The 24465-nt window shown below is 71.4% G+C and carries 20 protein-coding genes and 2 pseudogenes; 9 read left to right on the top strand and 13 right to left on the bottom strand.

Annotated features, from left to right (window positions below):
- From ABZ471_RS38240 to ABZ471_RS38275, 8 genes and pseudogenes are all read right to left on the bottom strand, one after another.
- A pseudogene (locus tag ABZ471_RS38240) lies at window positions 1–311 on the bottom strand (superoxide dismutase); the annotation flags it as partial.
- Between the two features lie 105 nt (window positions 312–416).
- Entirely contained in the window at window positions 417–1802 is a 1386-nt protein-coding gene (locus ABZ471_RS38245; RefSeq protein ID WP_359073197.1) for an amino acid permease, read from the bottom strand.
- 122 nt (window positions 1803–1924) lie between these two features.
- Window positions 1925–2815 carry a TauD/TfdA family dioxygenase gene (locus ABZ471_RS38250; RefSeq protein ID WP_359073198.1) on the bottom strand — a complete coding sequence of 297 codons (891 nt, stop codon included), beginning with the start codon at window positions 2813–2815 and terminating at the stop codon, window positions 1925–1927.
- 14 nt (window positions 2816–2829) lie between these two features.
- A complete protein-coding gene (locus ABZ471_RS38255) occupies window positions 2830–4161 on the bottom strand; it encodes an LLM class flavin-dependent oxidoreductase (RefSeq protein ID WP_359073200.1) in 1332 nt (443 codons plus the stop codon).
- The gene (locus ABZ471_RS38260; RefSeq protein ID WP_359073202.1) at window positions 4158–4892 is read right to left on the bottom strand and encodes an ABC transporter ATP-binding protein; all 735 of its coding nucleotides are present in this window, start codon (window positions 4890–4892) and stop codon (window positions 4158–4160) included. The genes ABZ471_RS38255 and ABZ471_RS38260 overlap by 4 nt, the downstream gene beginning before the upstream one ends.
- On the bottom strand, window positions 4868–5686 hold the full coding sequence (locus tag ABZ471_RS38265) for an ABC transporter permease (RefSeq protein ID WP_359073240.1): 819 nt from the start codon (window positions 5684–5686) through the stop codon (window positions 4868–4870). Before ABZ471_RS38265 ends, ABZ471_RS38260 begins: the two co-directional genes overlap by 25 nt.
- Before the next feature lie 26 nt (window positions 5687–5712).
- Window positions 5713–6756, bottom strand: coding sequence for an ABC transporter substrate-binding protein (locus tag ABZ471_RS38270; RefSeq protein WP_359073203.1), 1044 nt, complete (start codon window positions 6754–6756; stop codon window positions 5713–5715).
- 205 nt (window positions 6757–6961) lie between these two features.
- Window positions 6962–8161, bottom strand: coding sequence for an ROK family transcriptional regulator (locus tag ABZ471_RS38275; RefSeq protein ID WP_359073205.1), 1200 nt, complete (start codon window positions 8159–8161; stop codon window positions 6962–6964).
- Between the two features lie 450 nt (window positions 8162–8611).
- Between ABZ471_RS38275 and ABZ471_RS38280 the strand changes: the two genes are divergently transcribed.
- Complete coding sequence (locus ABZ471_RS38280; RefSeq protein ID WP_359073207.1) at window positions 8612–9193, top strand: biotin transporter BioY; 582 nt, start codon at window positions 8612–8614, stop codon at window positions 9191–9193.
- 394 nt (window positions 9194–9587) lie between these two features.
- On the opposite strand, the gene ABZ471_RS38285 is transcribed toward ABZ471_RS38280, so the two are convergent.
- Both ABZ471_RS38285 and ABZ471_RS38290 read right to left on the bottom strand, forming a co-directional pair.
- On the bottom strand, window positions 9588–9971 hold the full coding sequence (locus tag ABZ471_RS38285; RefSeq protein WP_359073209.1) for an FAD-binding protein: 384 nt from the start codon (window positions 9969–9971) through the stop codon (window positions 9588–9590).
- Between the two features lie 65 nt (window positions 9972–10036).
- A complete protein-coding gene (locus tag ABZ471_RS38290) occupies window positions 10037–10759 on the bottom strand; it encodes an LPXTG cell wall anchor domain-containing protein (protein WP_359073211.1) in 723 nt (240 codons plus the stop codon).
- Window positions 10760–10918: 159 nt separating this feature from the next.
- Here ABZ471_RS38290 and ABZ471_RS38295 point away from each other — a divergent pair, with 159 nt between their 5' ends.
- A complete protein-coding gene (locus tag ABZ471_RS38295) occupies window positions 10919–12631 on the top strand; it encodes a protein kinase (protein ID WP_359073213.1) in 1713 nt (570 codons plus the stop codon).
- Between the two features lie 18 nt (window positions 12632–12649).
- Here ABZ471_RS38295 and ABZ471_RS38300 read toward each other — a convergent pair whose 3' ends face one another.
- Window positions 12650–14077 carry an amino acid permease gene (locus ABZ471_RS38300; RefSeq protein ID WP_359073214.1) on the bottom strand — a complete coding sequence of 476 codons (1428 nt, stop codon included), beginning with the start codon at window positions 14075–14077 and terminating at the stop codon, window positions 12650–12652.
- Window positions 14078–14280: 203 nt separating this feature from the next.
- Between ABZ471_RS38300 and ABZ471_RS38305 the strand changes: the two genes are divergently transcribed.
- The 3 genes and pseudogenes from ABZ471_RS38305 (at window position 14281) to ABZ471_RS38315 (ending at window position 16522) form a co-directional block, all read left to right on the top strand.
- Window positions 14281–14766, top strand: a complete 486-nt coding sequence (locus tag ABZ471_RS38305) for a ribose-5-phosphate isomerase (RefSeq protein ID WP_359073216.1) — start codon at window positions 14281–14283, stop codon at window positions 14764–14766.
- Window positions 14767–14821: 55 nt separating this feature from the next.
- A complete protein-coding gene (locus ABZ471_RS38310; RefSeq protein WP_359073217.1) occupies window positions 14822–15631 on the top strand; it encodes a DNA-formamidopyrimidine glycosylase family protein in 810 nt (269 codons plus the stop codon).
- Window positions 15632–15752: 121 nt separating this feature from the next.
- Window positions 15753–16522: pseudogene (locus ABZ471_RS38315) on the top strand (IS630 family transposase).
- On the opposite strand, the gene ABZ471_RS38320 reads toward ABZ471_RS38315, so the two are convergent.
- Window positions 16519–17760, bottom strand: coding sequence for a GNAT family N-acetyltransferase (locus ABZ471_RS38320; protein WP_359073219.1), 1242 nt, complete (start codon window positions 17758–17760; stop codon window positions 16519–16521). The pseudogene ABZ471_RS38315 and the gene ABZ471_RS38320 sit on opposite strands and share 4 nt — an antisense overlap.
- 175 nt (window positions 17761–17935) lie before the next feature.
- On the opposite strand from ABZ471_RS38320, the gene ABZ471_RS38325 reads away from it, so the two are divergent.
- The 4 genes from ABZ471_RS38325 (at window position 17936) to ABZ471_RS38340 (ending at window position 22983) form a co-directional block, all read left to right on the top strand.
- The gene (locus tag ABZ471_RS38325) at window positions 17936–19108 is read left to right on the top strand and encodes a PP2C family protein-serine/threonine phosphatase (protein WP_359073220.1); all 1173 of its coding nucleotides are present in this window, start codon (window positions 17936–17938) and stop codon (window positions 19106–19108) included.
- A gap of 131 nt (window positions 19109–19239) precedes the next feature.
- The gene (locus tag ABZ471_RS38330) at window positions 19240–19998 is read left to right on the top strand and encodes an ABC transporter ATP-binding protein (RefSeq protein WP_359073222.1); all 759 of its coding nucleotides are present in this window, start codon (window positions 19240–19242) and stop codon (window positions 19996–19998) included.
- Between the two features lie 79 nt (window positions 19999–20077).
- A complete protein-coding gene (locus ABZ471_RS38335) occupies window positions 20078–22507 on the top strand; it encodes an FtsX-like permease family protein (protein WP_359073224.1) in 2430 nt (809 codons plus the stop codon).
- The gene (locus ABZ471_RS38340; protein WP_359073226.1) at window positions 22504–22983 is read left to right on the top strand and encodes an HD domain-containing protein; all 480 of its coding nucleotides are present in this window, start codon (window positions 22504–22506) and stop codon (window positions 22981–22983) included. The genes ABZ471_RS38335 and ABZ471_RS38340 overlap by 4 nt, the downstream gene beginning before the upstream one ends.
- Here the strand turns inward: ABZ471_RS38340 and ABZ471_RS38345 are convergent.
- Window positions 22980–24113, bottom strand: a complete 1134-nt coding sequence (locus tag ABZ471_RS38345) for an acyltransferase family protein (RefSeq protein WP_359073227.1) — start codon at window positions 24111–24113, stop codon at window positions 22980–22982. The genes ABZ471_RS38340 and ABZ471_RS38345 overlap by 4 nt on opposite strands.
- Between the last annotated feature and the right edge of the window lie 352 nt (window positions 24114–24465).

Below are 24465 nucleotides of genomic sequence, written 5' to 3' on the forward strand. Positions count from 1 at the left end.
TCGGCCAGGTCGCCCACGCCGTCCTGGGCCAGCGGCTCGCCGCCGCCGTCCTTCGGGCCGGTCATGTTCTGCCAGTAGATGCTGTGCAGGATGTGCCCGGACAGATGGAAGGCCAGGTTCTTCTGCAGGCCGTTGACCGAGCCCCACGTCTCCTTGTCCCGCGCCTCGGCGAGCTGCTCCAGCGTGTCGTTGGCGCCCTTCACATAGGCCGCGTGGTGCTTGTCGTGGTGCAGCTCGATGATCTCGGGGCTGATCACGGGGGCCAGCGCGGAGTAGTCGTAGGGCAGGTCAGGCAGCGTGTAGACGGGCATGGGTGGTCCCCTCCGAACCTTATTGCAAAAGACTTGCAACTGCACGCTAGCAATAAAAAGACCCCCACGGGTGCACCGCGGGGGTCCTTCGAGGGCGGGGACGGCTCAGCTCCTGGCGCGCGCCTTCTGCCAGGCGTAGCCGACGACCGCCAGGAACAGCGTCATGCCGCCGGTCGAGTACAGCTGCACACGTGTGTCGGGCTCCCTCGCCATCAGGACGAAGATCGCCGCCATGCCCGCCAGGGCGACCCAGGTGAGGAAGGGGAACGCCCACATCCGCACGACCAGCTTCTCCGGGCTCTCGCGCTCCACACGACGGCGCAGCAGCAGCTGGGAGACCGCGATGAAGATCCAGACGACGAGGATGACCCCGCCGATCATGTTCAGCAGCCAGTGGAAGACGTCGTCCGGGCGCCAGTAGCTGAGCAGCACACACGCGAATCCGAAGACGCAGGAGGTCAGGACGGCGATCCGCGGCACCCCGCCGGAGGTCTTCGCCAGGACCCGGGGGCCCTGGCCGCGCTCGACCAGGGAGTGGGCGATGCGCGAGGAGCCGTAGATGTTGGCGTTCATCGCGGAGAGCAGGGCGACCAGGACGACCACGTTCATCAGCTGGCCGGCGCCGGGGATGCCGAGGTGGTCCAGGGCCGCGACGTACGGTCCCTTCTCCACGACCTCCTCGGAGTCCCACGGCACCAGCGTGACGACGACCGCCATCGAGCCGATGTAGAACAGCGCGATGCGCCACATCGCCGTGCGCACGGCGCTCGCCACGCCCCGGACCGGGTTCTCCGACTCGGCCGCCGCGATGGTGACCGTCTCCAGGCCGCCGTACGCGAACACCGAGGCGAGCAGGCCGATGAGCAGGCCGTCGCTGCCATGCGGGAGGAAGTCGGTCAGGTTCGAGGCCCCGGGGGAGTCCGTGCCCGGCAGCACCCCGGCGACGGCCAGCACGCCCAGGACGAGGAACAGGCTGATCGCCCCGACCTTGAGCGCGGCGAACCAGAACTCGAACTCGCCGAAGTTCTTCACGGCGGTCAGGTTCGCGCCGCAGAAGACGACCATGAACAGCGCCACCCACGCCCACTCGGGTGTGCCCGGCAGCCAGCCGCTCACGATGTGCGCGGCACCGATGCCCTCCAATCCGACCGCCGTGCACAGCAGCACCCAGAAGGACCAGCCCGCGGCGAATCCGGCCCAGGGGCCGATCGCCCGCTCGGCGTGCGCGGAGAAGGAACCCGAGGACGGGTATGCGGCCGACATCTCGCCGAGCATCCGCATCACCAGCATCACGAGGAGACCGGAGAGGGTGTAGGCGATGACGATCGACGGACCGGCGGCGGCGATGCCCGCGCCGGAGCCGACGAACAGGCCCGCGCCGATCACACCGCCGAGGGCGATCATCGACAGGTGGCGCTGCTTGAGGCCGTGGGAGAGGGAGGCGCCGCTCTGTTGTTGCGGCGGCGTCTTCGTCTTGGTGCTGCTGGGCATGGGCGCGGCTCGTCCAGTCCAAGAGAGTGGGCAAAAACGCCCACAGTCTGGGCGGCCCGTCCGCTCACGCGAAGGGGCCGCCCAGTATACGGACACCCGCTGTACGCAGGGTGAATCCCCGGTTACGCCGCTACGGATGTGTAGTGCGAGGCGTCCCCCTCGATCGAGTAGCTCTCCTTCCCCTCGATGCCGGACGGGACGTCACCGGCGACGGTCACCCGGTGCAGGCGCCGCGGCTGCCCGTCGTAGTTGTCGATGGCGTAGTGCTGGGTGATGCGGTTGTCGAAGAGGACCAGCTGGTTCTCCGACCAGCGCCAGCGCAGGATGTTCTCCGGGCGGGTGACGTACGCCTGGAGCAGGTCGAGGAGCTTTCGGGACTCGCCCGCCGACAGGCCGACGATGCGCTGCGCGAACCCACCGATGAACAGCCCGCGCTCGCCGGTCAGCGGGTGCACGCGGACCACCGGATGGGCGGTGCGGTACGTGATGGAGGTGAACTGCGCGCGCTGGGCGGCCTTCTCCTCGTCGACCTCCTCCTCCGGCACCGCGTAGTCGTAGTCGTTGGTGTGCTCGGCCCACAGGGTGTCGGCCAGGCGGCGCAGCGGCTCGGGCAGGTCGCGGTAGGCGGCCGCCGCGTTGGCGATCAGCGTCTCGCCGCCGTACGGCGGGATCGTGATGCTGCGCAGGGTGCTGGCCTGCGGCGGGTTGAGGACGAAGGTGACGTCGGTGTGCCAGTGGTTGGCGCGGCCGCGCTCGCTGTCCACGGGCAGCACGTTCGGGGCGCCCTCGACGGCGCCGACCGTCGGGTGGGCGGTGGTGAGGTCGCCGAGGTGGCGGGCGAAGGCCTGCTGGCCCGCGTCGTCGAGGTGCACGTCGTCGAAGACCAGGGCCTTGTGGACGTTGAGGGCCTCACGGATCGCGGCGACCTGCTCCGGGGCGAGCGGCTCGGAGATGTCGACGCCGGCGACCCGGGCGCCGATGCGTGCGGTGACCTTGGTGATCTCGAGGGACATGGGTGCGGGTCCTTTCAGACGAGGGCTGCGGTGTGCTGGTTGGCGGGGCGGGGAAGGCCGTAGCGTTCCCGCAGGGTCTGGCGGGGGCCGTACGCGGTGCGGAGCAGGCCGCGGGTGCGCAGGAGCGGCACGACGTGCTCGACGAAGGCCGTGAGACCGGAGGGCAGCACGGCAGGCATGATGTTGAAGCCGTCGGCGGCGCCCTGGGTGAACCAGGCCTCTATCCGGTCGGCGACCTGCTCGGGCGTCCCCGCGAAGGTGAGGTGCCCGCGCCCGCCGCCGAGCCGCCCGATCAGCTGCCGTACGGTCAGCCGCTCGCGCCGGGCCAGCTCCACGACGAGCGTGTAGCGGCTCTTGGCGCCCTCGATGGCGGACTCGGGCGGCAGGTCGTCCGGCAGCTGCCGGTCCAGGTCGAGGGTGCCGGGCTCCAGATGCAGCAGGTTCTCCAGCCGGGCCCGGCCGTGCTCGTGCACGATGTGGTCCTCCAGCACCTGCTCGGCGGCCCGCGCCTCGGCCTCCGTCGAGCCGATTACGGGGACGATCCCGGGAAGCACCTTGATGTGGTCGGGGTCGCGTCCGGCGCGGCGCGTACGGGACTTGAGGTCGGCGTAGAAGGCCTGCGCGTCGGCGAGGGTCTGCTGGGCGGTGAACACCGCCTCCGCGTACCGGGCGGCGAAGGCCTTGCCGTCGTCCGAGGAGCCCGCCTGCACCAGCAGCGGGTAGCCCTGCGGGGAGCGCGGCACGTTGAGGGCGCCCTCGACGCCGAAGTATGTCCCCCGGTGCCGGGGCGGATGGATCTTGGCGTCGTCGCCCCAGACCCCGGACGCCTTGTCGGCGACGATCGCGTCGTCCTCCCAGCTGTCCCACAGCTTGAGGGCCACGTCGAGGAACTCGGCGGCGCGGGCGTATCGCTCGGCGTGCGCGGGTTCGGCGTCCAGACCGAAGTTGCGGGCGGCCTCGGCACCGGCGGTGGTCACGATGTTCCAGCCCGCACGGCCGCCACTGACGATGTCCAGCGAGGCGAATCTGCGGGCCAGGTTGTAGGGGGAGTTGTAGGAGGTGGAGGCGGTGGCGATCAGGCCGATGTGCTCGGTGGCGGTCGCCAGCGCCGTCAGCAGGGTGAGCGGTTCCAGGGCGCCGGCCGGGCGCTGGGCCAGGTTGCCCCACAGCTGGGGGCCGTCGGCGAGGAAGAGGGAGTCGAAGGTGCCGCGCTCGGCAATGCGCGCCAGGCCCACGTAGTGGGCGAGGTCGACGTGCGCGTACGGGTCGCTCTCCGGCAGCCGCCACGACGCCTCGTGGTGGCCGGTGTTCATCAGGAACGCGTTGAGGTGGAGCCGGCGGGTCATGCGTGGTCCTCCGTGACACCGAGGGCTGCCAGCAGCCGCTCGCGGTACTCGCCCAGCAGCGGCTCGCGGTAGGAGCGCGGGTGGGGACGGTCGATGGTCAGGTCGAGGCCGATACGGCCCCGCTCGAGGACGAGGACCCGGTCGGCGAGCACGATCGCCTCGTCCACGTCGTGGGTGACGAGCAGCACGGAGGGCAGGTGGCGCTCCCACAGGTCGCGCAACAGGGTGTGCATCCTGATCCGGGTCAGCGCGTCCAGCGCGCCGAACGGCTCGTCGGCCAGCAGCAGTTCGGGCTCGCGGACCAGGGAGCGGGCGAGCGCCGCCCGCTGTGCCTCGCCGCCGGACAGCTCGCCCGGCCAGGCCCGCTCGCGGCCCTTCAGGCCGACCTCCGCCAGCGCGGACCGGCCGCGCTCCTCGGCGTCCCTGCCGTCCAGACCGAGCAGGACGTTGTCGAGCACCCGGCGCCAGGGCAGCAGCCGGGAGTCCTGGAACACCACGGACACCCGCTCGGGCGCGGTCAGATGCCCGTCGCCGGCCACCCCGTGGTCGAGCCCGGCGACGGCCCGTAGCAGGGTGGACTTGCCGGACCCGCTGTGCCCGAGCAGGGCCGTGAACTGACCGGCGGGCAGGTCGAGATCGATGCCGTCGAGGACCGTACGGCCCTCGAACGACCGGGTCAGGCCGCGGAGCCGGACGGCGGGACGGGTCAGCTGCTCAGTGTGCGGCGCCATGACAGCACCCTCCGTTCGATCAAGCGGACCACGCTGTCGGAGGCCAGGCCGAAGACGCCGTAGATCAGCAGGCCGACCAGGATGACGTCGCTCTGGCCGTAGTTCTGCGCCTGGAACATCAGGTAGCCGAGGCCGCTGGTGGCGTTGATCTGCTCCAGGACCACCAGGCCCAGCCAGGAGCCGGTGACGGCGAGCCGGAGCCCCACGAAGAATCCGGGCAGCGCCCCGGGTATCACGATCTGCCGGATGAACGCGAACCTGGACAGGCCCTGCACCTCGGCGAGTTCGACGTAGCGGCTGTCGATGCCGGACAGTGCGGCGTGGGTGTTCAGGTAGAGGGGGATGTAGACGACGATCGCGATGATGGCGATCTTGAAGGTCTCCCCGATGCCCAGCCAGAGGATGAACAGCGGGATCAGACCGAGGGTCGGGATCGCCCGGTTGAGCTGCACGGTCCCGTCGATCAGCGCCTCTCCGGCCCGGCTGAGCCCGGAGGCGAGCGCGAGGGCGACCCCGGCGACCAGGCCGATCACGAAGCCGTACGCGGCCCGCTCCAGCGAGGTCAGGATGTCGGTGGGCAGTGTGCCGTCGGTCCACAGGTGGACGCCCGTCCTCGCCACGGTCCAGGGCGCCGGTATCGCACCCGGGTCGAGCTGTCCGGCGGCCGAGGCGGCCGCCCACAGGGCGAGGAGCACCAGCGGGCCGGCCAGCCGGGCGGCCGGCAGACGGCGGCCGGGGGAGAGGCGGCGGCGCCTGCGGACCCGGGGGAGTTCCCCGGTGGCCGTCGTCGCCACGGCGGTCGTCGTCGTGGTCACGGCGCTCACCTCCGGTACTCCGCCGGTACGGCCTTGGCGGCGAGGGACTCGAAGCGGTGGTCGAAGAGCGAGGAGACGTCGAACTTCTTCACGAACCCGCCCTCGGCGAGCAGGTCGGCGGTCTCCTGCTCCCACCTGATCGCCTCGTCCCAGCTGGGCGGGAAGAGGGGCTTGTTGGCGAGCCTGCTGATGTCCTGGGCCTGCTCCAGGGTCAGGTTCTGCGTCTTCACGTAGAACTCCTCGTTCCACACGTCCGGGTGCTCGTACTGCCACACCTGGCCCTTGGCCCACTGCGGGACGTACGCGGCGATCGCGGCGGCCTTCGCCGGGTCGTTCAGGACGGACTGCGGCGCCCACAGCAGGTTGAGCAGGTCGACGACGTCGGTGGCGATGGTGTGGGCGCCCTTGTCCCCGTACTGCTTGAGGTAGGCGGGCGCCTGGCTGTTGGCGAGCGGGGCGATGTCCACCTGCCCGGACTGCAGGGCCGTCAGGAACTGGTTGCTGGTCAGCGGGACCAGCTTCACCTCGTCGTACGCCAGCCCCGCCTGCTTCAGCGCCCGCAGGAGGACGACACCCTGCGCCTGCCCCTGGGAGAAGGCGAGCTTCTTGCCCTTGAAGTCCCCGACCGTGCGGATGTCGCTGCCGGGCTTGGTGGCGAAGAGGTAGTTCGGCTTGCGGGTGATGTTGATCGCCACGATCTTCGCCGCGAAGCCCTGGTAGTGCGCCTGGATCGGCGGGATGCCCGCGTTGTTGGCGAGGTCCAGGGACTGCGCACGGAACGCGTTGATGACGTCGGGGCCGGCGCCGATGTTCACCCAGCTCGACACCGAGAACGGCAGTTCGGGCAGCTTCGCCAGCCGGAACTGGAGCTGCTGCACGTTCTGGTACGAGGAGATCTTCAGGCTGGTGCCGGCCGGGACCGTGTCGGCGAGCGGCTCGGTGGCCCCACCCTGGGTGTCGGCGGCGGCGCTGCCGCCCGCGCAGCCGCTGAGACCGGCGACGGCGGCGGACGCGCCGACCAGGGAGGTGAGAAAGACACGACGGTGCATGGGAGGACCCCCGGGAGGAAAAGAGGGAAAAGGCAGGAAGAATTCCGGGAAGGCAGGCCGGAACAAGAGAACTCACGCAGCGGGAAACACGCGCTTCATGCGCGGCAATGTGTCAGCAACAGAGGGTGCGACAGCTCGTGAGAGGGGCCATGACCAGGATGTTCCCGGCCATGCTCAACCCCTGTCAACATTCCGAGTTTCTGAATTAAATAGCCTCAGGTGAGGCACTCAACGGGTCCCGGTACAGCACGTCCAGCACTACCGATCCGCCCGCCACCGCCAGCACGGAATCCGGAAAACTGGTCGGCAGCACGGCCGCCGCACGGCTTATTCCGACCGCTTCCCGCAGTGCGTGCAGGCAGTCCTCGAAGTGCAGGACACCGACCTCGGTCACGACCACCGTCTCGGGGTTGAGCACGTCCAGCAGCAGCCCGGCCGCCCGCCCCGTCGCCCGCGCCCGCTCCACCAGCAGCCGTCGTGCCGTCGCGTCACCGGCCGCCGCCGCGGCCACCACCTGCATCGGATCGTCCGAGTCGACGACCCCGGCCTCCCGGGCCCGCCTGCACAACGTCCGCTCGCTCAGCTCCACCTGGAGGCAGCCGCTGCGCCCGCAGTCGCACGGCTCGGTGCCGCCCGGCACCGGAAGGTGCGCGATCGCCCCGGCCTGCGAACGGGGCCCGTGGTGCACCTCGTCGTTGGTGGCGAATGCCGCGTCGACCACGTTGCCGACGAACAGGTGCAGCACGCTGCGGCTGCCCCGGGCCCGCCCGAACAGCCGCTCGCCGTTGACCAACGCCCGTGCGTGCCCGTCCACCTGGACCGGCAGCCCGGTGCGGGCGCCGAGCAGCTCCCGCACCGGCACCTCGCGCCAGCCCAGCAGCTCGTGCTCGACCACGGTGCCGGCCTCCCGGTCCACCCAGCCGCCGATCGCGATCCCGACGCCCAGCGGCCGGCGGCCCGGATGCTGGGCGAGCAGCGCGGCGACGCCGTCGGCGGCCCGGGCCAGCACCCGGTCGGGATCGGTCCGTTCGTGCCTCAGCTGCCGCTCGGCCACCACCCGGCCCCGGAGGTCCAGCAGTGCGACGGTGGTGTACGGCACGGCCACGTGCACCGCGCCGGCCACCAGCCGCCCGGCGTCCAGGTCGACGGGCACATGCGGCCGGCCGACCCCGTTCGCGCGGCGGGGTACCGCCTCCTCGCGGATCAGCCCGAGTCCGGCCAGCCGGGCACAGTGCTCGGTCACCGACGCGGGCGACAGCCCGGTCAGCCGGGCGATGGTGCTGCGCGCCACCGGCCCGTGCTCCAGCACGGACCGCAGGACGACGCTGGCGCTGGTACGCCGCCGGTCGCTGTCGGCGGCACGGGGAACGGGGGAAGCGAGAGTGGATGCCGCGGTACGGGGCATGGAGAACCGTCCTCGGGAACGGGGCCGACACGTCTCGGAGAGGAGAGGCGCCCCCAGGACCCGAGGCCGCCGCTACCCCGGGCGGCGACAGGTGGCCGTGCCCTGGCGTCGCAGGTCGACATAGCGACGCGACGTGAAGTACCGGGCCTGGGCAACCATGCGTTCGAAGCTAGCAAAGGGCCCCCGCGCTGCCCAGACGGCGACCGACGGGCGAGACGGTCAACGGGCGTTTGGCGGAACCCTACAGACGACCCGACCCGCCCCTCCGTACCGCGCACCACCCCACCTCAGTGACCGGCATCACGTCGTACCGGGTGTAACCCTCATCCTTTGTAAGGAGCCCACCAAGGGCCCGTTCCCGCCTTTGTTGATCGCTGACGGTGATCAGCGCGTGGACGCCGGTATAGCGTCACGGTGTTCCCCCGTGCCCACACCACCCGCGGAGTCCCCATGAGCACCGCCACCGCCGCCGCCCGCCCCGGCGTCGTCCTCGCCGACCTCCTCCCTGCGTCCCGCGTGCGCGACGCCGCCCTCGTGCTCGGCGGCGCGGCGCTCACCGGTCTCGCGGCCCAGCTCTCGGTGCCGGTGCCCGGCTCCCCGGTGCCGGTGACCGGCCAGACCTTCGCCGCGCTGCTCGTCGGCACCGCGCTCGGCGCCCGCCGCGGCTTCCTCTCCCTCGCGCTGTACGCCGTCGCGGGCGTCGTCGGCGTGCCGTGGTTCGCGGGCGGCACCTCCGGCTCGGGCGCCGTCTCCTTCGGCTACGTCATCGGCATGCTGCTCGCCTCCGCGGCCGTGGGCGCGCTGGCCCGCCGCGGCACCGACCGCTCCCCGCTGCGCATGGCGGGCACGATGATCCTCGGCGAGGCGATCATCTACGCCGTCGGCGTCCCCTACCTGGCCCTGGCCGCCGACATGTCCGCCTCCCAGGCGATCTCCCTCGGCCTCACCCCGTTCCTCGTCGGCGACGCCGTGAAGGCCGCCCTGGCGATGGGCGTACTGCCCACCGCCTGGAAGTTCGTCAGCAAGCGCTGAGGCCGTAGTTCCTGCGGAAGAGGTTCGCCGGGTCGTACCGTTCCTTGAGCCCGGCGAGCCTCTTTCGCGTCTTCGGGGTCGTACAGCCCCGCACCCCGGTCCCCGGCCCCGAACGCGAAGTTCGGCGACCGGCCGAGGGTGTCGTCCGCCGGCAGGGCGAACGCCGGGTCGAGCACGGCCCGCCCCTGCTCCCGCCCGCCGACGGCCAACAGCCGCACCAGGAACCGCCCTTCGCGATACGGCACCGCGTTCGGCGCGGGCCGGCCGAGCGCCCCGCCCAGGTGGTTGACCTGGACGAGTGTGGGCGACCCGTATCGAGAGGACGTACCGCTCCCGCAGATGGTGACGACCTCCAGCCACCGCACATGGTCCGCCGCGTACCCTCCCCCACTGCCTAAGACGTGGGAGGTGCCCCCATCCGCGGCGCCAGCCCGTACGGCCCGGCCGCCGCGACCACCTGCCCCCAGCGCACCCCGGCCTGCACGCGGACGGTACGGGCCGCCGGGTCTGCGGTGATCCCGTCCGTCCGCCGGGTCGTGACCAGCACCCCGCCCTCGTGGGCGCCGCAGAGTCCGTGCCCGGTCGCCTGGACGCCGACGGGCAGGTCCTCGGCGGCCGCGTACCGCACGGCCGCCACGACGTCGGCAGCCGAGCGGGCGGCCGCGATCACGGCGGGCCGCCGCGTGAAGGCGATCTGGAATCCGGCGAGTTCGTCCTCTTGGGCCGCGTCGCCCGGGCGGAGGAGAAGCAGGTCTGCGCTGTTGTCCACGAAGGTCATGACCCACAGGACGGCCGCATGACCTGACAGCTTCCGTCAGGTCATGCGGCGCTTGTTCTGCCGGCTCAGGCAGCATCCCGGCGCGGCCTGCGCTGCGACCACCACACCCCGGCCGCTCCGGCCGCGATCAGTGCGGCGCCCGCGGCGCCCAGGGGCAGCACGTCACGCCCCACGCCGGTCTTCGGCAGCTGGTCGCCGCCGGGTGCGACCGGCTTGTTGTCGGTGCCGAGGAGCAGCGGGGTGGCCGGCGCGTTCGGCGACGGGTTGACCGTGCCGAAGGGCACCGGGCCCTGCTGCCAGAACGTCTTCTTCCCGTCCGTGGTCTGCACGGGCAGACAGATCTTCCCGGCCTTGCTCAGGTCGTACGTCGCCTGCACCGCGTACGACGTGGACCGCCCGGCCGCGAGCGGGCCGACCGGGCAGCTGAAACCGCTGTTCGCGCCTTCCGGCAGGTCCTTTTCCGCGATCGCCGAGCAGCCCTGAACGCCCGTGATCCGCAGGGCGTCGAATCCGACCACCAAAAGCCGGACGGCGCCGCTGTCCTTGGTTCCCTCGTTCTTCACGGTGGCGGTAATCGCCGTCTTTTTCGAACTGTTGTCGACCGAGATCTTCTCCGGCAGCAGCGTGCGCAGCCGTACGCCCGCCGGTGCCTTGTCGACCGCCTTTCCTCCCTTGTCGCTGCCCGGTCCCTGGTCATCGGCCACGGCCGGCACGGAAAGGATCAGCACGGCCGAGAAAGATGCCGTGACCAGCGATCCTGCGAGGCCCGCCCTGCGACGAGAACTCATGTTCGCCCCCCTGGTAACCCCCTGGACTGCGCCTGAATTCGCAGTACTTGAAGAGGTACCACAAGATTTCCCCGCACTATGCTGGTATGGCTCGAAGTGTGACCGTTGTGTTTCAGCAGGGGCGGTCGATGAGGGGGGTGCGGAGCATTGCCGGGAAATATGGGGGAAGCGGGAGAGCCGGGGGCCGGAGGGATTCCGGGGCTGTTGGTGAACGCGCGCTATCGGCTGGTCGAATGCATCGGCCAGGGGGGAATGGGGCGGGTGTGGCGGGCGGTTGACGAAACGCTCGACCGGCTGGTCGCGGTGAAGGAGATACGCATCGACGGCCATGACGCGGAGGACATCCGCACCCGCCGGGAACGCACCCTGCGCGAGGGCCGCGCGACGGCCCGGATCGACCATCCCCACGTCGTGCGCGTGTACGACGTGGTGGACGAGGGCGAACGCCTCTGGATCGTCATGGAGTTGGTCCCCGGCCGCTCACTGGAGCAGATCATGACGGAGGAGGGCCCGCTGGGCCCGCGCGAGACCGCGCGCATCGGACTGGGCCTGGTGGCGGCGCTCCGCCAGGTGCACGCCGGGGGCGTTTTGCACCGGGACATCAAACCGGGCAACGTCCTGGTCGAGAGCGGGGCGGGCCGGGTGGTCCTGACGGACTTCGGTATCGCGGCGATCCAGGACGCCAAGGCCCTCACCATGGTCGGCATGCTCGTCGGCTCCCCCGACTACATGGCCCCCGAGCGCGTCTCCGGCCGCCGCCAGGGTCCGCCGTCCGACCTGTGGTCCCTGGGCGCGACCCTCTGCGCCGCCCTGGCGGGCCACTCCCCGTTCTCCCGCGACACCACCCTGGCAACGCTGCACGCGGTCCTGTACGAGGAGCCCGCACTCCCCGCGTCGGCCGGCCCGTTGCGAGACCTCCTCGCCACCCTCCTGACGAAGGACCCCGCGGCCCGCCCCGGCCTCCCGGAGGTGGAGTCCGCCCTGCGGGCGGTGGCGCATCCCCCGCACACTCCGACCCATCCGATCGGGGAGGAGCGGGTGAAGGAGGAACCGGCGGGACCCGAGCCGACGAGGTCCGGGGGGCCGGCCGCTCCTCACGGCGCGGCCGGCCTCGACTCGGCCCCCACCGAACCCGTGGCAGGACCTGTCGGTGTGGTGACCGAGCGGCGCGTGGGCGTGCCGTACGGACCGGGTGGGGAGGCAGAAGCCCCGGTCGGCCCCCGGCCTCGTCGTACCGCGCTCCTCGCCGTGCTCGGGGTCGTCGCCGTCGGTGTCGTGGTCGCCGTGCTCGTCGCCACGTCGGGCCAAGGCGCCCGGCGGGAGAGTGCGCGCGGCGGCGCCACGGCCTCAGCCTCCGCTTCCGCCTCGGCCCCTGGCTCCTCTCCCACCCCTGCTTCCTCCCACGCGACCGTCTCCCCGACCGTCGACGGCACCACCCGGCCGCACAGTCCACCGCCCGGCGCGCGGACGGAGGCGGGCGGGTTCGCGTGGAAACCGCCGCAGGGGTGGCGGCGGGACGTGAAGACCGGCGCCGAGGTGCACTACACCTCGCCCGACGGACGCCAGGAACTCGTCGGGAAGTCCTCGCTGGCCCGGGGCGACCTCCTGGACACCTGGCGCCGGTCGGAGCAGGACGCCCGGCGGGGCCGGGACTACGTCAAGATCCAGCTGGCACAGACCACGTTCCAGGGGCACCCCGCGGTCGTCTGGGAGTACACCTTCACCCTCGCAGGCACCCCCTGGCACGCCCGCCTCCTCGGCTTCGACGCGGACGGGACGTCGTACCAGATCAACACCTGGTACCAGCCGGACATCGAACCTCAGGCCCTGAAGACGTACAGCACGGTGAAGGAGACCTTCACCGTGCTGTGAGTCGAAGAGGAGAGCGGATCAGGCCGTGGGGACCTTGTCGTTCACCTCGACCGCGGGCGCATCGGGCACGCGGCCCGCCGTGACCTTCTGCTTCACGAAGGCGATCACCAGCACGACCGCCGCGACCATCAGGGACAGCAGCACGGTCGTACGCCCGCTGCTCTCGCCCTTGGTGTCGGTCAGCATGTAGCCGAGGACGAACACGATCAGTCCGGCCGTCGCCCAGGTCAGGTACGGGTACAGCCACATCTTCACGACGAGCTTCTCCGGCGCCTCACGCTGGATGATCTTCCGCATCCGCAGCTGCGAGAAGCAGATCACCAGCCACACGAACAGGGCCACCGCACCCGAGGAGTTGACCAGGAAGAGGAAGACCGACGACGGGAACTTGTAGTTGAAGAAGACCGCCACGAAACCGAAGACGACGGACGCGAGGATCGCCGTCATCGGCACGCCCCGGGACGTGGTGCGGGCGAACGCCTTCGGGGCGTCACCGCGCTGGCCGAGCGAGAAGGCCATCCGGGAGGCCGTGTACAGGCCCGAGTTCAGGCAGGACAGCACCGAGGTGAGCACGATGAAGTTCATGATCTCGCCGGCGTGCGCGATGCCGAGGGAGTCCAGGGCGGCGACGTAGGAGCCCTTGTCCTTGATCGAGGGGTCGTTCCACGGCACCAGCGAGACGACGACCAGGATCGAGCCCAGGTAGAAGACGCCGATACGCCAGATGATGCTGTTGGTCGACTTGGTGACAGCGCGCTGCGGGTCCTCCGACTCGCCGGCCGCCAGGGTCGCGATCTCGCTGCCCATGAAGGAGAAGACGACCAGCAGGACACCGGTGAGGATGGTGCCGGGGCCGTGCGGCAGGAAGCCGCCGTGCGAGGTCAGGTTGGAGAAACTCGCCTGGTCGGCGTGCACGCCCGGCAGGACACCGAAGATGGCCAGCAGGCCGACGACGATGAACGCGCCGATCGCCACGACCTTGATGCCGGCGAACCAGAACTCGAACTCGCCGTAGGAGCCGACCGAGACCAGGTTGGTCGCGGTCAGGACGACCATCACGATGAGCGCCCAGCCCCACTGCGGTACGGCCGGTATCCAGCCCTCGAGGATCTTGGCGCCGGCGGTGGCCTCGACGGCCAGCACGACGACCCAGAAGAACCAGTAGAGCCAGCCGATGGAGAAGCCGGCCCAGCGGCCGAGCGCACGGTCGGCGTGCGCGGAGAAGGAACCGGAGGTCGGATTCGCGGCGGACATCTCGCCGAGCATGCGCATCACCAGCACGACGAGCGTGCCGACGAGGGCGTACGACAGAAGGATGCCCGGTCCCGCGGTAGCGATACCGGAACTGGAACCGACGAAGAGGCCGGCTCCGATGACACCACCGATCGCGATCATCGACAGATGGCGGTTTTTCAGTCCTGCTTGAAGGCCCGAACCAGGGGTCATGGACGGATTTCCTTTACGCCAGGTGGAGCTGCCCGCACGAGCGGTGTACGAGCCGGTCCAGTGAAACCGAGGTGAACGAATCCTGGAACCTCTGAATCCGGATTGTTACTTGAGGTTTCCTTGAGGTTCTATGGCTCGGCTCACATTTTTCCGGGTCGGCACCCGAGGCTGCTGCCCCGGAACAGGCGTGTCACACTCGTCCCATGCGCGTGTATCTCGGCTCCGACCATGCGGGCTACGAACTCAAGAACCACCTCGTCGAATGGCTCAAGGCGGCGGGGCACGAGCCCGTCGACTGCGGGCCCCACATCTACGACGCCCAGGACGACTACCCGCCCTTCTGCCTGCGTGCCGCGGAGAAGGCAGCGGCGGACCCGGACGCTCTCGGCATCGTGATCGGCGGCTCCGGCAACGGGGAGCAGATCGCCGCGAACAAGGTGAAGGGGGTGCGGGCGGCGCTGGCGTGGAGCGAGGAGACGGCCTCGCTGGGGCGGCAGCACAACAACGCGAACGTCGTGGCCGTGGGTGCGCGGATGCACAGCACGGAGGAGGCCACCAAGTTCGTCGAGGTGTTCCTCAGCACGCCGTTCTCCGGTGACGAGCGTCACATCCGCCGCATCGACATACTGGCGTCCTACGAAACGACGGGCGACCTTCCCCCGATCCCGCCCCACCACCCGCAGCAGTAACGGCGACCCTGGGGGCTCCGCCCCCAGCTCTCCGGCCGGAAAGGACAGCTCGGCCTTGCCAGAAGGGCACACGATCCACCGGCTGGCCCAGGACTACGCCGGCCGCTTCCGGGGCACCGCCCCCCGCGTGACCAGCCCCCAGGGCAAGTTCTCGGACGCGGCCGACCTGCTCGGCGGCGCCCTCCTCACCGCCACCGAGGCCCATGGCAAGCACCTCTTCCTCCGGTTCCGGGACGCCGACTGGGTCCACATCCACCTCGGCCTCTTCGGCAAGGTCGACTTCGGCCCGGCCCCCGCACCCCCGCCCGCCGACACGGTCCGGCTCCGCCTCGCGAACGACACCGCGTACGTCGACCTGCGCGGCCCCACCACCTGCGCGCTCATCACGGACGACGAGAAGCGGGCCGTACACGACCGCCTCGGTCCCGACCCCCTGCGCGAGGACGCCGAACCGGCGACCGCGTACGCGCGCATCCGCCGCAGCCGGACGACGATCGCTGCCCTGCTGATGGACCAGAAGGTCATCGCCGGCGTGGGCAACGTCTACCGTGCCGAGGTCCTCTTCCGGCACCGGATCGACCCGTACCGCGCGGGCAAGGACATCACCCCGGCCGAGTGGGACGCCCTCTGGGCCGACCTCGTCGCCCTCATGCGCGAGGGCGTGCGCAACAATCGCATCGACACCGTCCGCCCCGAGCACACCCCGGAGGCCATGGGCCGCCCGCCCCGCGTGGACGACCACGGCGGCGAGGTGTACGTCTACCGCCGGGCCACCCTGCCCTGCCACATCTGCGGCACGGGGATCCGCACCGCCGACCTCGCCGCCCGCAACCTCTTCTGGTGCCCGACCTGCCAGAGGCCCTGACCGCGGGTCGGTGCACCTAGTGATCTGGTCCTGAGTTCACGTTTCGCCACGTGAGGTGCGGTTCGTTTCGGATTGCGGCGTGGGCGGTGACGGAAGCTGTCGGCTGCGGTCTGCTGGAGGAATGGGCGACAGCAGGCTGCAGCCGCTGGTGTTGTCCGAGGACGAGCGGCTGGTGTTGCAGGGGTGGGCCAAACGCCGGACGACCGCGCAGGGTCTGGCCAAGCGTGCCCGGATCGTGCCGGCCTGCGCGGACGGGCTGAGCAACACCGTGGTGGTCGCCCGGCTGGACACCGGTCGTGGAACCGTTGCCCGGTGGCGGAGCAGATTCCTGCGAGACCGGCTCGAGGGATCCAGGCCCTTGAGCGGACCGTGCCGGTGCTGCCGATGGTGCCCGGTGTCCCGGAGCGCCGCAGCTTCGACCACGTCCGGCACGGCACGGTGGACCTGTTCGCGGCCCTGAACACCGCGACCGGCAAGGTGATCGGCAAGCTGTCCGCGCAGCACCGGGCCGTGGACTTCCGTGACTTCCCCGACGAGATCGACCGCCGGACCGATCCCGGCCTGGCGCTCCACCTGATCTGCGACAACCTCTCCGCCCACAAAGCACTGGTGGTGCACCAGTGGCTCCTGGCCCATCCCCGGTTCGAGCTGCACTCCACCCCCACCTGCTCGTCCTGGATCAACCAGGTCGAGCGGTGGTTCGCCGAGCTGGAACGACGCCGCCCTGAGCGCGGCGTGTTCTGTTCACTCGACGAGCTGAAGACCGCACTCGAGGACTGGATCAAGACCTGGAACGAACAGGCCCACCCCTTCAGATGGACCAAGACCGCAGGCCAGATCATCGATCGCATCTGCCGTTACTGCGACAGGATCTCCGAACCAGGACACTAGAAGCCGTGCGGCAGCCACGGCACCACCGGTGAGCCGAACGCCACCGACGCCTCCGTCAGTGCGCCCTTGCGCAGCTCCCGCACCCGGCCGGCCCCCGCCAGGGACAGCAGGGACACGCCGCCGAGATAGGCCGCCCCCAACTCCCGTACGGACAGCGTGAGATCGGCCGCGTCGGTCGTGCGCTCGCAGGACGCACCCTTGGTGTCCCCGGTCAGCCGCCAACGCCCGGCGTTCCAGGGACAGAAGGCGTCCTCCACCTCGAACACCACGTCCACCGGCGCCTGGTAGGTGCGTGCCGCGAGCGCCGTACCGACGTCGACGAGACGGACGTAGCACGAGTCCCGCACCCGCGGCGTGCAGCGCCGGATGTCGGAGACCAGGTACTGCCAGGCGTCGTCGACCGGCCGCCCCCGCACGGTCAGCGTCGTCATGAGGTCGATGCCGAACAGGAAGCGCCACAGCGCCGCTTCGGTCGCCGGGTCCAGCGCGGCCAGGTCCTCCAGCGTCACCTTGCCGTCGTGTCCGCTCGGTCCCCAGTCGAGCTTGGTGCGGAAGCGGGCGTACCCGGTGACCTCGCCGTCCCGCTCGGCCACCACGCACTGCAGCGCCGACGCCCCGTCCCGCTCGCTCTCCGGGTCGAGCAGCGCCACCCGCTCCCAGCCGGGCTGCCGGGCCAGCATCCCGGGCCGGCGCGGCACCAGCGCCGCGTACACCGCCTCGCACGAGGCGAGGGCGTCGGCGGGCTGCGCGTACCGCAGCCGTATGTCGTCGGTGCCGGCCGGCAGCGCCAGTCCCACCCGGCCCGTGTCGATCGAGGCCTGCAGCTGGAACGTTCCCGCGCCGTACCCGAAGCGGCCGTAGATCCCCGGCTCGGAGGCGGTCAGCACCGCCAGCGGCTCGCCCAGCGCGTGCACGTCGTCCAGCTGGCGCCGCATCATCGCGGTCAGCACCCCGCGCCGCCGGTGTGTGGCGGCCACGCTCACCATCGTGACGCCGGCCGCGGGCACCAGGGCCCCGCCCGGTACAGTCATCCGGAATCTGAACGCTCCCGCGGTGCCCACCAGCAGGTCCCCGTCCCAGGCGCCCAGGGAACGGTCGAACTCGGTGAGCGATTTATCCAGTTCGCGCTCTTCGGGCGAGGCCGGACCCGCGCCGAAGGCGCGCACCAGGTTGTCCCACCACCCGTCCCACTCCTCGGGACGCAGCACCCTCAACTCGGTCGCACGGTCAGTCGCCATGAGTCATGGCTATCAGGGCATTGCGGGACGAGCCAGTGAATTTCTCCCGGGCGGCGGCACGACGGCCCTTCGTGCCGTTCACTGTGAAGTTGAAACGCGAAGTTGAGCCTCTCACGGGGGACAAGTGGGACCTCCCGTGCCAAGCGGCTGGTCCGATGGATAGGGTCCCGAACTAATGGCAGCAGGACGAGAGCGGCGCGCGAAGGCCGAGACGTTCACGGCCCGGTGCAAGATGCAGTGGCACCGGGCCCGCGTCGGCCTGCGCAGAAGCGCCGTGGACTACTTCCGCGGCGACGGCTCCGACTGGATCGCGCTCGCCGGTCTGCTGCTCACCATCCCCGTTCTCGCGGCCATGACCCTCGGCAACTCGGTGTGGTGCTCACCGGCCACCCTGGTGCTGCCGATCGTCGCGGGCGGTCTGCTGCTGCGCCCGGCGAGCCTGCTCGGCCTGTACGCGGCGGCGGCCACCGCGCTGATCGTGGAGTCGGTGCGGCTCGGCCCGTACACCGAGGGGCCCTCGCGGGTCACCCCCGGCGTGGTCCTGGTGGTCGCCGCGTGCGGCTTCTTCGGGCTGCTGACCGCGCAGTTCCGCAGCCGGGTCGGTGTGCCCTGGCGGCGCGGCGGCACCATGCTCTTCGACCTGCGCGAGCGGATCCGGGTGCAGAGCAAACTGCCGAAGCTGCCGCAGAGCTGGCACCACGAGATGGCGCTGCGCCCGGCGGGCGGCCAGTCCTTCTCGGGCGACTTCGTCGTCGCGGCCCGCACGAACGGCGGCCGCACCGTGGAGGTCGTGCTCACGGACGTGTCCGGCAAGGGCATGGACGCGGCCTCGCGCGCACTGCTGCTGTCGGGGGCCTTCGGAGGACTGCTGGGCTCGCTGCCCCCGCACGCCTTCCTGCCCGCGGCCAACGGTTACCTCCTCCGCCAGGACTGGGACGAGGGCTTCGCCACCTCCATCCACCTGGTCCTGGACCTGGACTCCGGGGACTACGAGCTGTACTCCGCGGGCCATCCGCCGGGGCTCCAGCTGAGCGCGGGCAGCGGCCGCTGGGAGGAGAAGGCGGCCGAAGGTCCCCTGCTGGGTGTGTACGACGGCGCCCAGTTCGACCCCGTGAAGGGCTCGCTGCGGCCCGGGGACGTGTTGATGCTGTTCACGGACGGTCTGGTGGAGACCGCCGACCGGGACATCGTGGAGGGCATCGACCGGCTCACCGGCGAGGCCGACCGGTATGTCGCCGGCGGCTTCCACGGTGCCGCCTGGCACCTCATCGAGGCGGTCGCGAAGGACGTCAACGACGACCGGGCACTCCTGCTGATCTGCCGACAGGCGTCGACAGCGGCACGCTGAGCCGCCGTTGCTCCCGAAAGGGTGGGGTTTTCCCCCGCCCTGATCCGCCAGCCGCCCGCATGGCCCGGCCACCCTCCGTATCCGTACGTTCGAGACACCTCACCGAACGCCCACGGACCGGAAGGACCCCCATGCCAAGCGACTGGGCCGTAGAACTGCACGGAGTCACACGCCGCTACGGCCGCGGAGGCTCCGCCGTGCACGCCCTGCGCGGCATCGACCTCACCCTCCCGCCCGGCACCTTCACCGCGGTGATGGGGCCCTCCGGCTCCGGCAAATCGACGTTCCTGCAGTGCGCTGCGGGCCTGGACCGCCCCACCGCGGGCCGGGTCGTGCTCGGCGGCACGGACATCACCGGCCTGAACGAGAACAGGCTGACCGCGCTGCGCCGCACCCGCCTCGGCTTCGTCTTCCAGGCCTTCAACCTGCTGCCGTCCCTCACGGTCGAGCAGAACGTGGTGCTGCCGATGCGGCTGGCCGGCCACCGCCCCGACCGCCGGCGCTGTGCCGAGGTACTCGCCCAGGTCGGCCTCGCCGACAAGGCCCGCCGCCGCCCGGGCCAGCTCTCCGGCGGCCAGCAGCAGCGGGTCGCCGTGGCCCGGGCCCTGGTCACCCGCCCCGACGTCGTCTTCGCCGACGAGCCCACCGGCGCCCTGGACACCACCACGGCGACCGAGATCCTCGCCCTGCTGCGCGGCGCCGTGGACAGCCAGCACGCCACGATCGTCATGGTCACCCACGACCCGTCGGCCGCCGCCTGGGCGGACCGCGTCCTGTTCCTGGCCGACGGCACGATCATCGACCACCTGGACCACGCCCCTGCCGCGCGCATCGCCGCCCGCATGACCGACCTCGCGACCCGCACCGCCCACGTGCGGACCGCCGCCTGAGGCACCCCGCCCCCACCGCCGCCCTGCCGGCAGCCGCCGACGGCGCGCACCCGGCCCACGACTCCCGAACGGCACCCCGATGTACCCCAACGGCCTGGCCCGCGCAGCCCTCCGCTTCAAGCCCTCCGCCTTCGTCGGCACCTTCGTCGCCCTCGCGCTCGCCGCAATGATCGTCGCGGCCTGCGGAATCCTGCTGGAGACCGGTGTCCGGGCCGAGGTTCCGCCCCAGCGCTACGCCCACGCCCCGGTCGTCGCCGCGGCCGACCAACGCGCCCGCCAGAGCCACGCCGACGACGGCGACAACCAGCCCGTCCCGGACCGGGCCCGCCTGGACCACTCCCTGGTCGCCGCGGCGGCCGCCGCCCCGGGCGCCCGGACCGCCGTCGCCGACGTCACCTTCCCGGCGCGGGGCCCGCACGGCTCCCCGTACACCGCCCACAACTGGGGCTCCACCGCCTTCACCGGCGAACGGCTCACCACCGGCCGCGCACCCGGCCCCGGCGAGGTCGTGCTCACCCACGGCACCGTCGGCGACCGCGTCACCCTCACCACCCCCGACGGCACCCGCACCGCCTACCGGGTCGCGGGTCTCGCCCGAGCCCCGGGCGCCACCGCCTGGTTCGCCGACTCCGACGCCGTACGGCACTCCGGGCATCCCGGCCGCATCGACGCCGTCGCCGTACTGCCGAAGCCGGGAGTCGACGCCGAGACCCTCAGGTCCCAGGTGTCCCGCGCCCTCGGCCACCGCGCCCTGGTGCACACCGGCGACGACCGAGGCGCCGTCGAGGACCCCTCCCTCGCCCAGGCCCGCGAACTGCTCACCGGCCTCGGCGGCTCCTTCGGCGGCATCGCCACACTGGTCGCCGTGTTCACCGCCGCCGGCACCGTCGCCCTCGGCGTCGGTCAACGCGCACGCGAGTTGGCCCTGTTGCGAGCCATCGGCACCACCCCGCGCCAGATCCGCCGTACCGTCGCCACCGAGGCCCTTCTCATCGCCCCGCTCGCCGGCGTGACCGGCTGTCTGCCCGGGGTCGCGCTGGCCCACTGGTGGTTCGGTCAACTGCAGGACAAGGGAGCCGTCCCGGACGCCGTACGGCTCTCCGTCTCCTGGATCCCGCTGGTCAGCGCCGTCGGCACCGTCCTCGTCACCGCCCTGAGCGCCGGGTACCTGGCCGCTCGCCGCGGCTCCCGCATCAAGCCGGGCCAAGCGCTCGGCGAGGCGTCCGTGGAGCCGCTGCGCATCGGCTGGATCCGGACACCGCTCGGACTGGCCGCCGTCGCGGGCGGCTGCGTCTGCGCCGGGCTCGCCACCTCGCTGAGCGGCGAGGACGCGGCCAACGCCGCTCTCGGCATCGTGTTCCTCTTCATGCTGGCCGTCGCCCTGCTCGGCCCGCTCGTCGCCCGCGCCTGCGCCGCCCTGTTCGGGCTGCCGCTGCGCGGTGCCGGCGCCCCGGCCGCGCTCGCCGCCGCGAACTCCCGTACCAACGCCCGCCGACTCGCCTCGGCGATCACCCCGATCGTGCTCGCCATGGCCTTCGCCTCCGTGCTGGTGTTCCTGCAGACCAGCACGGACAAGGTCACCGCCGACCAGCAGCGCGCCGGCGTCACCGCCGACCACGTCGTCACCGCGGAGCCGGGCCTCGCCCCCGACGCCGTACGACAGGCCCGGCAGAGCTCCGAAGTCACCGCCGCCGTCGGCCTGTTGCGGGCCTCGGTACTGGTCCCGGTCTCCGGAGCGCTGGAGTCCGCCTCCGCCCAGGGCGTCACCGGTTCGGTACGCGACCTGGCCGCCGTCCAGGACCTGGACGTCCGGCAGGGGCGCCTCACCCTGCGGCCCGGCGAGATCGCTGTGGACGCCGGCCTCGCCCGCAACGCCCATGTGCGCGTCGGAGAGCGTCTGCACCTCTATCTGCCCGACGGCACCAGGGCCGCGCCGGTGGTCGTGGCGACGTACGGACGCGGCATGGGCCTGTCCGAGGTGACCATGAGCCGCGCCGGCCTCGCGGCCCACGTCAGCTCCGCCTTCGACACCGAACTGTGGACGAAGGGCGGTACGACGGCCGGTCTCGCCCCGCTCGGCACGGTCCTGGACCGGGACGGCTACTCCGCAGCCCAGTCCCTGGACCGGGAACTCAACGCCTGGGCCAACGCCGTGATGGCGGCCGTGCTCGGCGGCTTCGCGGCCGTCGCCGCCGCCAACACGCTGGTGATGACCGTCCTCGCCCGGCGCGCCGAACTCGGCACCCTGCGGCTGATCGGCTCCACCCGGCGGCAGATCCTGCGCATGGTCCGCTGGGAGGCCCTGCTGGTCACGCTCGCGGGCATCGCGCTCGGTACGGCGATCGCCGTGGCCACCCTGGTGCCGATGACGAACGGGCTGACCGGGCAGGGACCGTACATCCCGCCCGTGGTCTACGGCGCCTTCGCGGGCGGGATCCTGCTGCTCGGGCTGACTGCCGTCACCGTGCCGGCCCGGGCCGCGCTGCGCCGGGAGACACTGGGGGAGTGACCGAGACGCACCTGACCCTGGCCGAGGTCGAGAGCCTTGCCCGAGCCGCCCACGCGGGACAGACCGACAAGGCGGGCCGGCCCTACACGGAACACCTCGCGGCCGTCGCGGCCGGGGTGCGCGCCCGTGGCGGGGACGCCGAGCAGATCGCGGCGGCCTGGCTGCACGACTCCGTCGAGGACGACGCGCTGAGCGAGGAGTGGCTGGCGGCGGCCGCCCTGACCGCGCGCACCAAGGCCATCGTGCGCGCGGTCACCAAGTGCGCGGGGGAGGAGGCGGAGGCGTACGCGCGCCGGATCCTCGCCACCCCGGGCGCGCTGCTGGTGAAGGAGGCCGACCTGGCGCACAACGCCGACCCGGAGCGGCTCGCCGTCCTCGACGAATCCACCTGCGGACGGCTGACCGAGAAGTACGCGCGCATGCGCGCGCTTCTCGGTCTGGAACAGACTCCCAGGCGCTCCGGGACAGACTCCTAGGCGCTGACGGCTCCCGCCCGCTCCCGCTCCCGCTCGGGCGTCTCCCGGCGCTCGCGCGCCAGTTGCGCCGCGTCCTGCCGGAAGGCCCATTCCATCCTCGGCTCCATCGCGAACCGGAAGACGCGCCGCACGGGATGGGTGCACAGCAGCGTGACGGCCCCGGCCGCGAGGACGGTGACCAGGGCCGCGCCCGCCGGCCCGTACCGCTGGGCGACGTCGAACCAGCCCGCGTACAGGCAGGCCTTGATGACGAAACCGTGGAGCAGGTAGCCGTACAGCGTGCCCTGGCCGAGGGAGGTGAACCACATCCGCCGGCCCGGCACCCACGCGTAGAAGCAGGCCGTCAGCAGCAGCGCACAGCCGAACATCGCCAGCGTCATGAGCGGTCCGGTCCACCACGGGGCGTGCAGGTCCTGCGCGGCGTTCTCGCGGTAGAACCATCCGACGTCCATGTGCGCGGCGCTCCACCAGCCGAAGGCCAGCGCCGCCGCGAACACCGGCACCGCGGCGACCCGCACCCAGCGCCGACGCACCAGTTGGAAGTGCTCGGGCTTCATGCACAGCCCCAGGACGAAGCAGGGCAGGAACTGCAGGACGCGGGGGAGGGCCAGCTCGCCGCCGACCGACGGGGCGAGCGACGCGAGCATGGCGACCCCGAGCGCGACGGGCAGCGGATGGCGCAGCAGCTTCCAGAGCGGGCTGATCAGACGCCAGACGAACAGGGCGCACAGGAACCACGTCAGGTACCAGGGCGTGAGGAGGCTGATCTGCCGGTCGGCGGAGTCACCGACATGGATCCGGAAGAGCGAGTACGCGGTCTCGAAGAGGACGTACGGCACGGCGACCCCCGTGACCAGCCGCTTCAGCCGGTCCGGGCGCATGTCGAAACTGCGGGAGAAGAAGCCGGAGATGATGATGAACGCCGGCATGTGGAAGGTGTACACGACGTTGTACACGGCTTCGAGGGCTCGGCTGTCCCCCTTGACCGGTGCCAGCGCATGACCCATGGCCACCAGGACGATCGCCAGGTACTTGGCGTTGTCGAAGAACGAGTCGCGCTGTCGGCGGGGTCTGTCCGCCGGGGGGAGCGGAGCGCGGTTCGGGCCGGGGGACGGGGCGGCAGCAAACATCTGAGGCACCCTAGCGTCGCCTGTGCGATTTCGTAAAACGCCCACGGTCAATTCTGGTGAGTGCCTTCTACTACCCCGGAATTACCGATCTTTGCCCCCTCGTTGATGTGATGGTGGGCACGCACGAGGGTGCACTTTCACACCCGATGTCTAGATTGATCCTGACTAATTGGTGCATACGTCACCTCTGTGCCATCAATTCGAATTACCTTCACGGGAGTTGTGTGGACGATGAAACGAACCGGTGTCATTTCCTGGGGAATCGCGCCGGGGTGGTCTCTCGAATTGCTGTGCGGCGCGCCCCGGCGCCGGGACCTTGTCCAACGTTGCGTCACGAGGCGCATACGGCGGC

Origin of the sequence: Streptomyces sp. NPDC005728, from assembly GCF_040630895.1 — a bacterium.
In the GTDB taxonomy this organism is placed as follows: domain Bacteria; phylum Actinomycetota; class Actinomycetes; order Streptomycetales; family Streptomycetaceae; genus Streptomyces.

Excerpts from the sequence above, each read along its gene's own strand:
- ABZ471_RS38300 (WP_359073214.1), bottom strand. The coding sequence starts at position 14,077 with ATGACCCCTGGTTCGGGCCTTCAAGCAGGACTGAAAAACCGCCATCTG.
- ABZ471_RS38320 (WP_359073219.1), bottom strand. The coding sequence starts at position 17,760 with ATGGCGACTGACCGTGCGACCGAGTTGAGGGTGCTGCGTCCCGAGGAG.
- ABZ471_RS38330 (WP_359073222.1), top strand. The coding sequence starts at position 19,240 with ATGCCAAGCGACTGGGCCGTAGAACTGCACGGAGTCACACGCCGCTAC.
- ABZ471_RS38270 (WP_359073203.1), bottom strand. The coding sequence starts at position 6,756 with ATGCACCGTCGTGTCTTTCTCACCTCCCTGGTCGGCGCGTCCGCCGCC.
- ABZ471_RS38275 (WP_359073205.1), bottom strand. The coding sequence starts at position 8,161 with ATGCCCCGTACCGCGGCATCCACTCTCGCTTCCCCCGTTCCCCGTGCC.
- ABZ471_RS38260 (WP_359073202.1), bottom strand. The coding sequence starts at position 4,892 with ATGGCGCCGCACACTGAGCAGCTGACCCGTCCCGCCGTCCGGCTCCGC.
- ABZ471_RS38280 (WP_359073207.1), top strand. The coding sequence starts at position 8,612 with ATGAGCACCGCCACCGCCGCCGCCCGCCCCGGCGTCGTCCTCGCCGAC.
- ABZ471_RS38305 (WP_359073216.1), top strand. The coding sequence starts at position 14,281 with ATGCGCGTGTATCTCGGCTCCGACCATGCGGGCTACGAACTCAAGAAC.
- ABZ471_RS38335 (WP_359073224.1), top strand. The coding sequence starts at position 20,078 with ATGTACCCCAACGGCCTGGCCCGCGCAGCCCTCCGCTTCAAGCCCTCC.
- ABZ471_RS38255 (WP_359073200.1), bottom strand. The coding sequence starts at position 4,161 with ATGACCCGCCGGCTCCACCTCAACGCGTTCCTGATGAACACCGGCCAC.
- ABZ471_RS38345 (WP_359073227.1), bottom strand. The coding sequence starts at position 24,113 with ATGTTTGCTGCCGCCCCGTCCCCCGGCCCGAACCGCGCTCCGCTCCCC.
- ABZ471_RS38295 (WP_359073213.1), top strand. The coding sequence starts at position 10,919 with ATGGGGGAAGCGGGAGAGCCGGGGGCCGGAGGGATTCCGGGGCTGTTG.
- ABZ471_RS38290 (WP_359073211.1), bottom strand. The coding sequence starts at position 10,759 with ATGAGTTCTCGTCGCAGGGCGGGCCTCGCAGGATCGCTGGTCACGGCA.
- ABZ471_RS38285 (WP_359073209.1), bottom strand. The coding sequence starts at position 9,971 with ATGACCTTCGTGGACAACAGCGCAGACCTGCTTCTCCTCCGCCCGGGC.
- ABZ471_RS38250 (WP_359073198.1), bottom strand. The coding sequence starts at position 2,815 with ATGTCCCTCGAGATCACCAAGGTCACCGCACGCATCGGCGCCCGGGTC.
- ABZ471_RS38325 (WP_359073220.1), top strand. The coding sequence starts at position 17,936 with ATGGCAGCAGGACGAGAGCGGCGCGCGAAGGCCGAGACGTTCACGGCC.
- ABZ471_RS38245 (WP_359073197.1), bottom strand. The coding sequence starts at position 1,802 with ATGCCCAGCAGCACCAAGACGAAGACGCCGCCGCAACAACAGAGCGGC.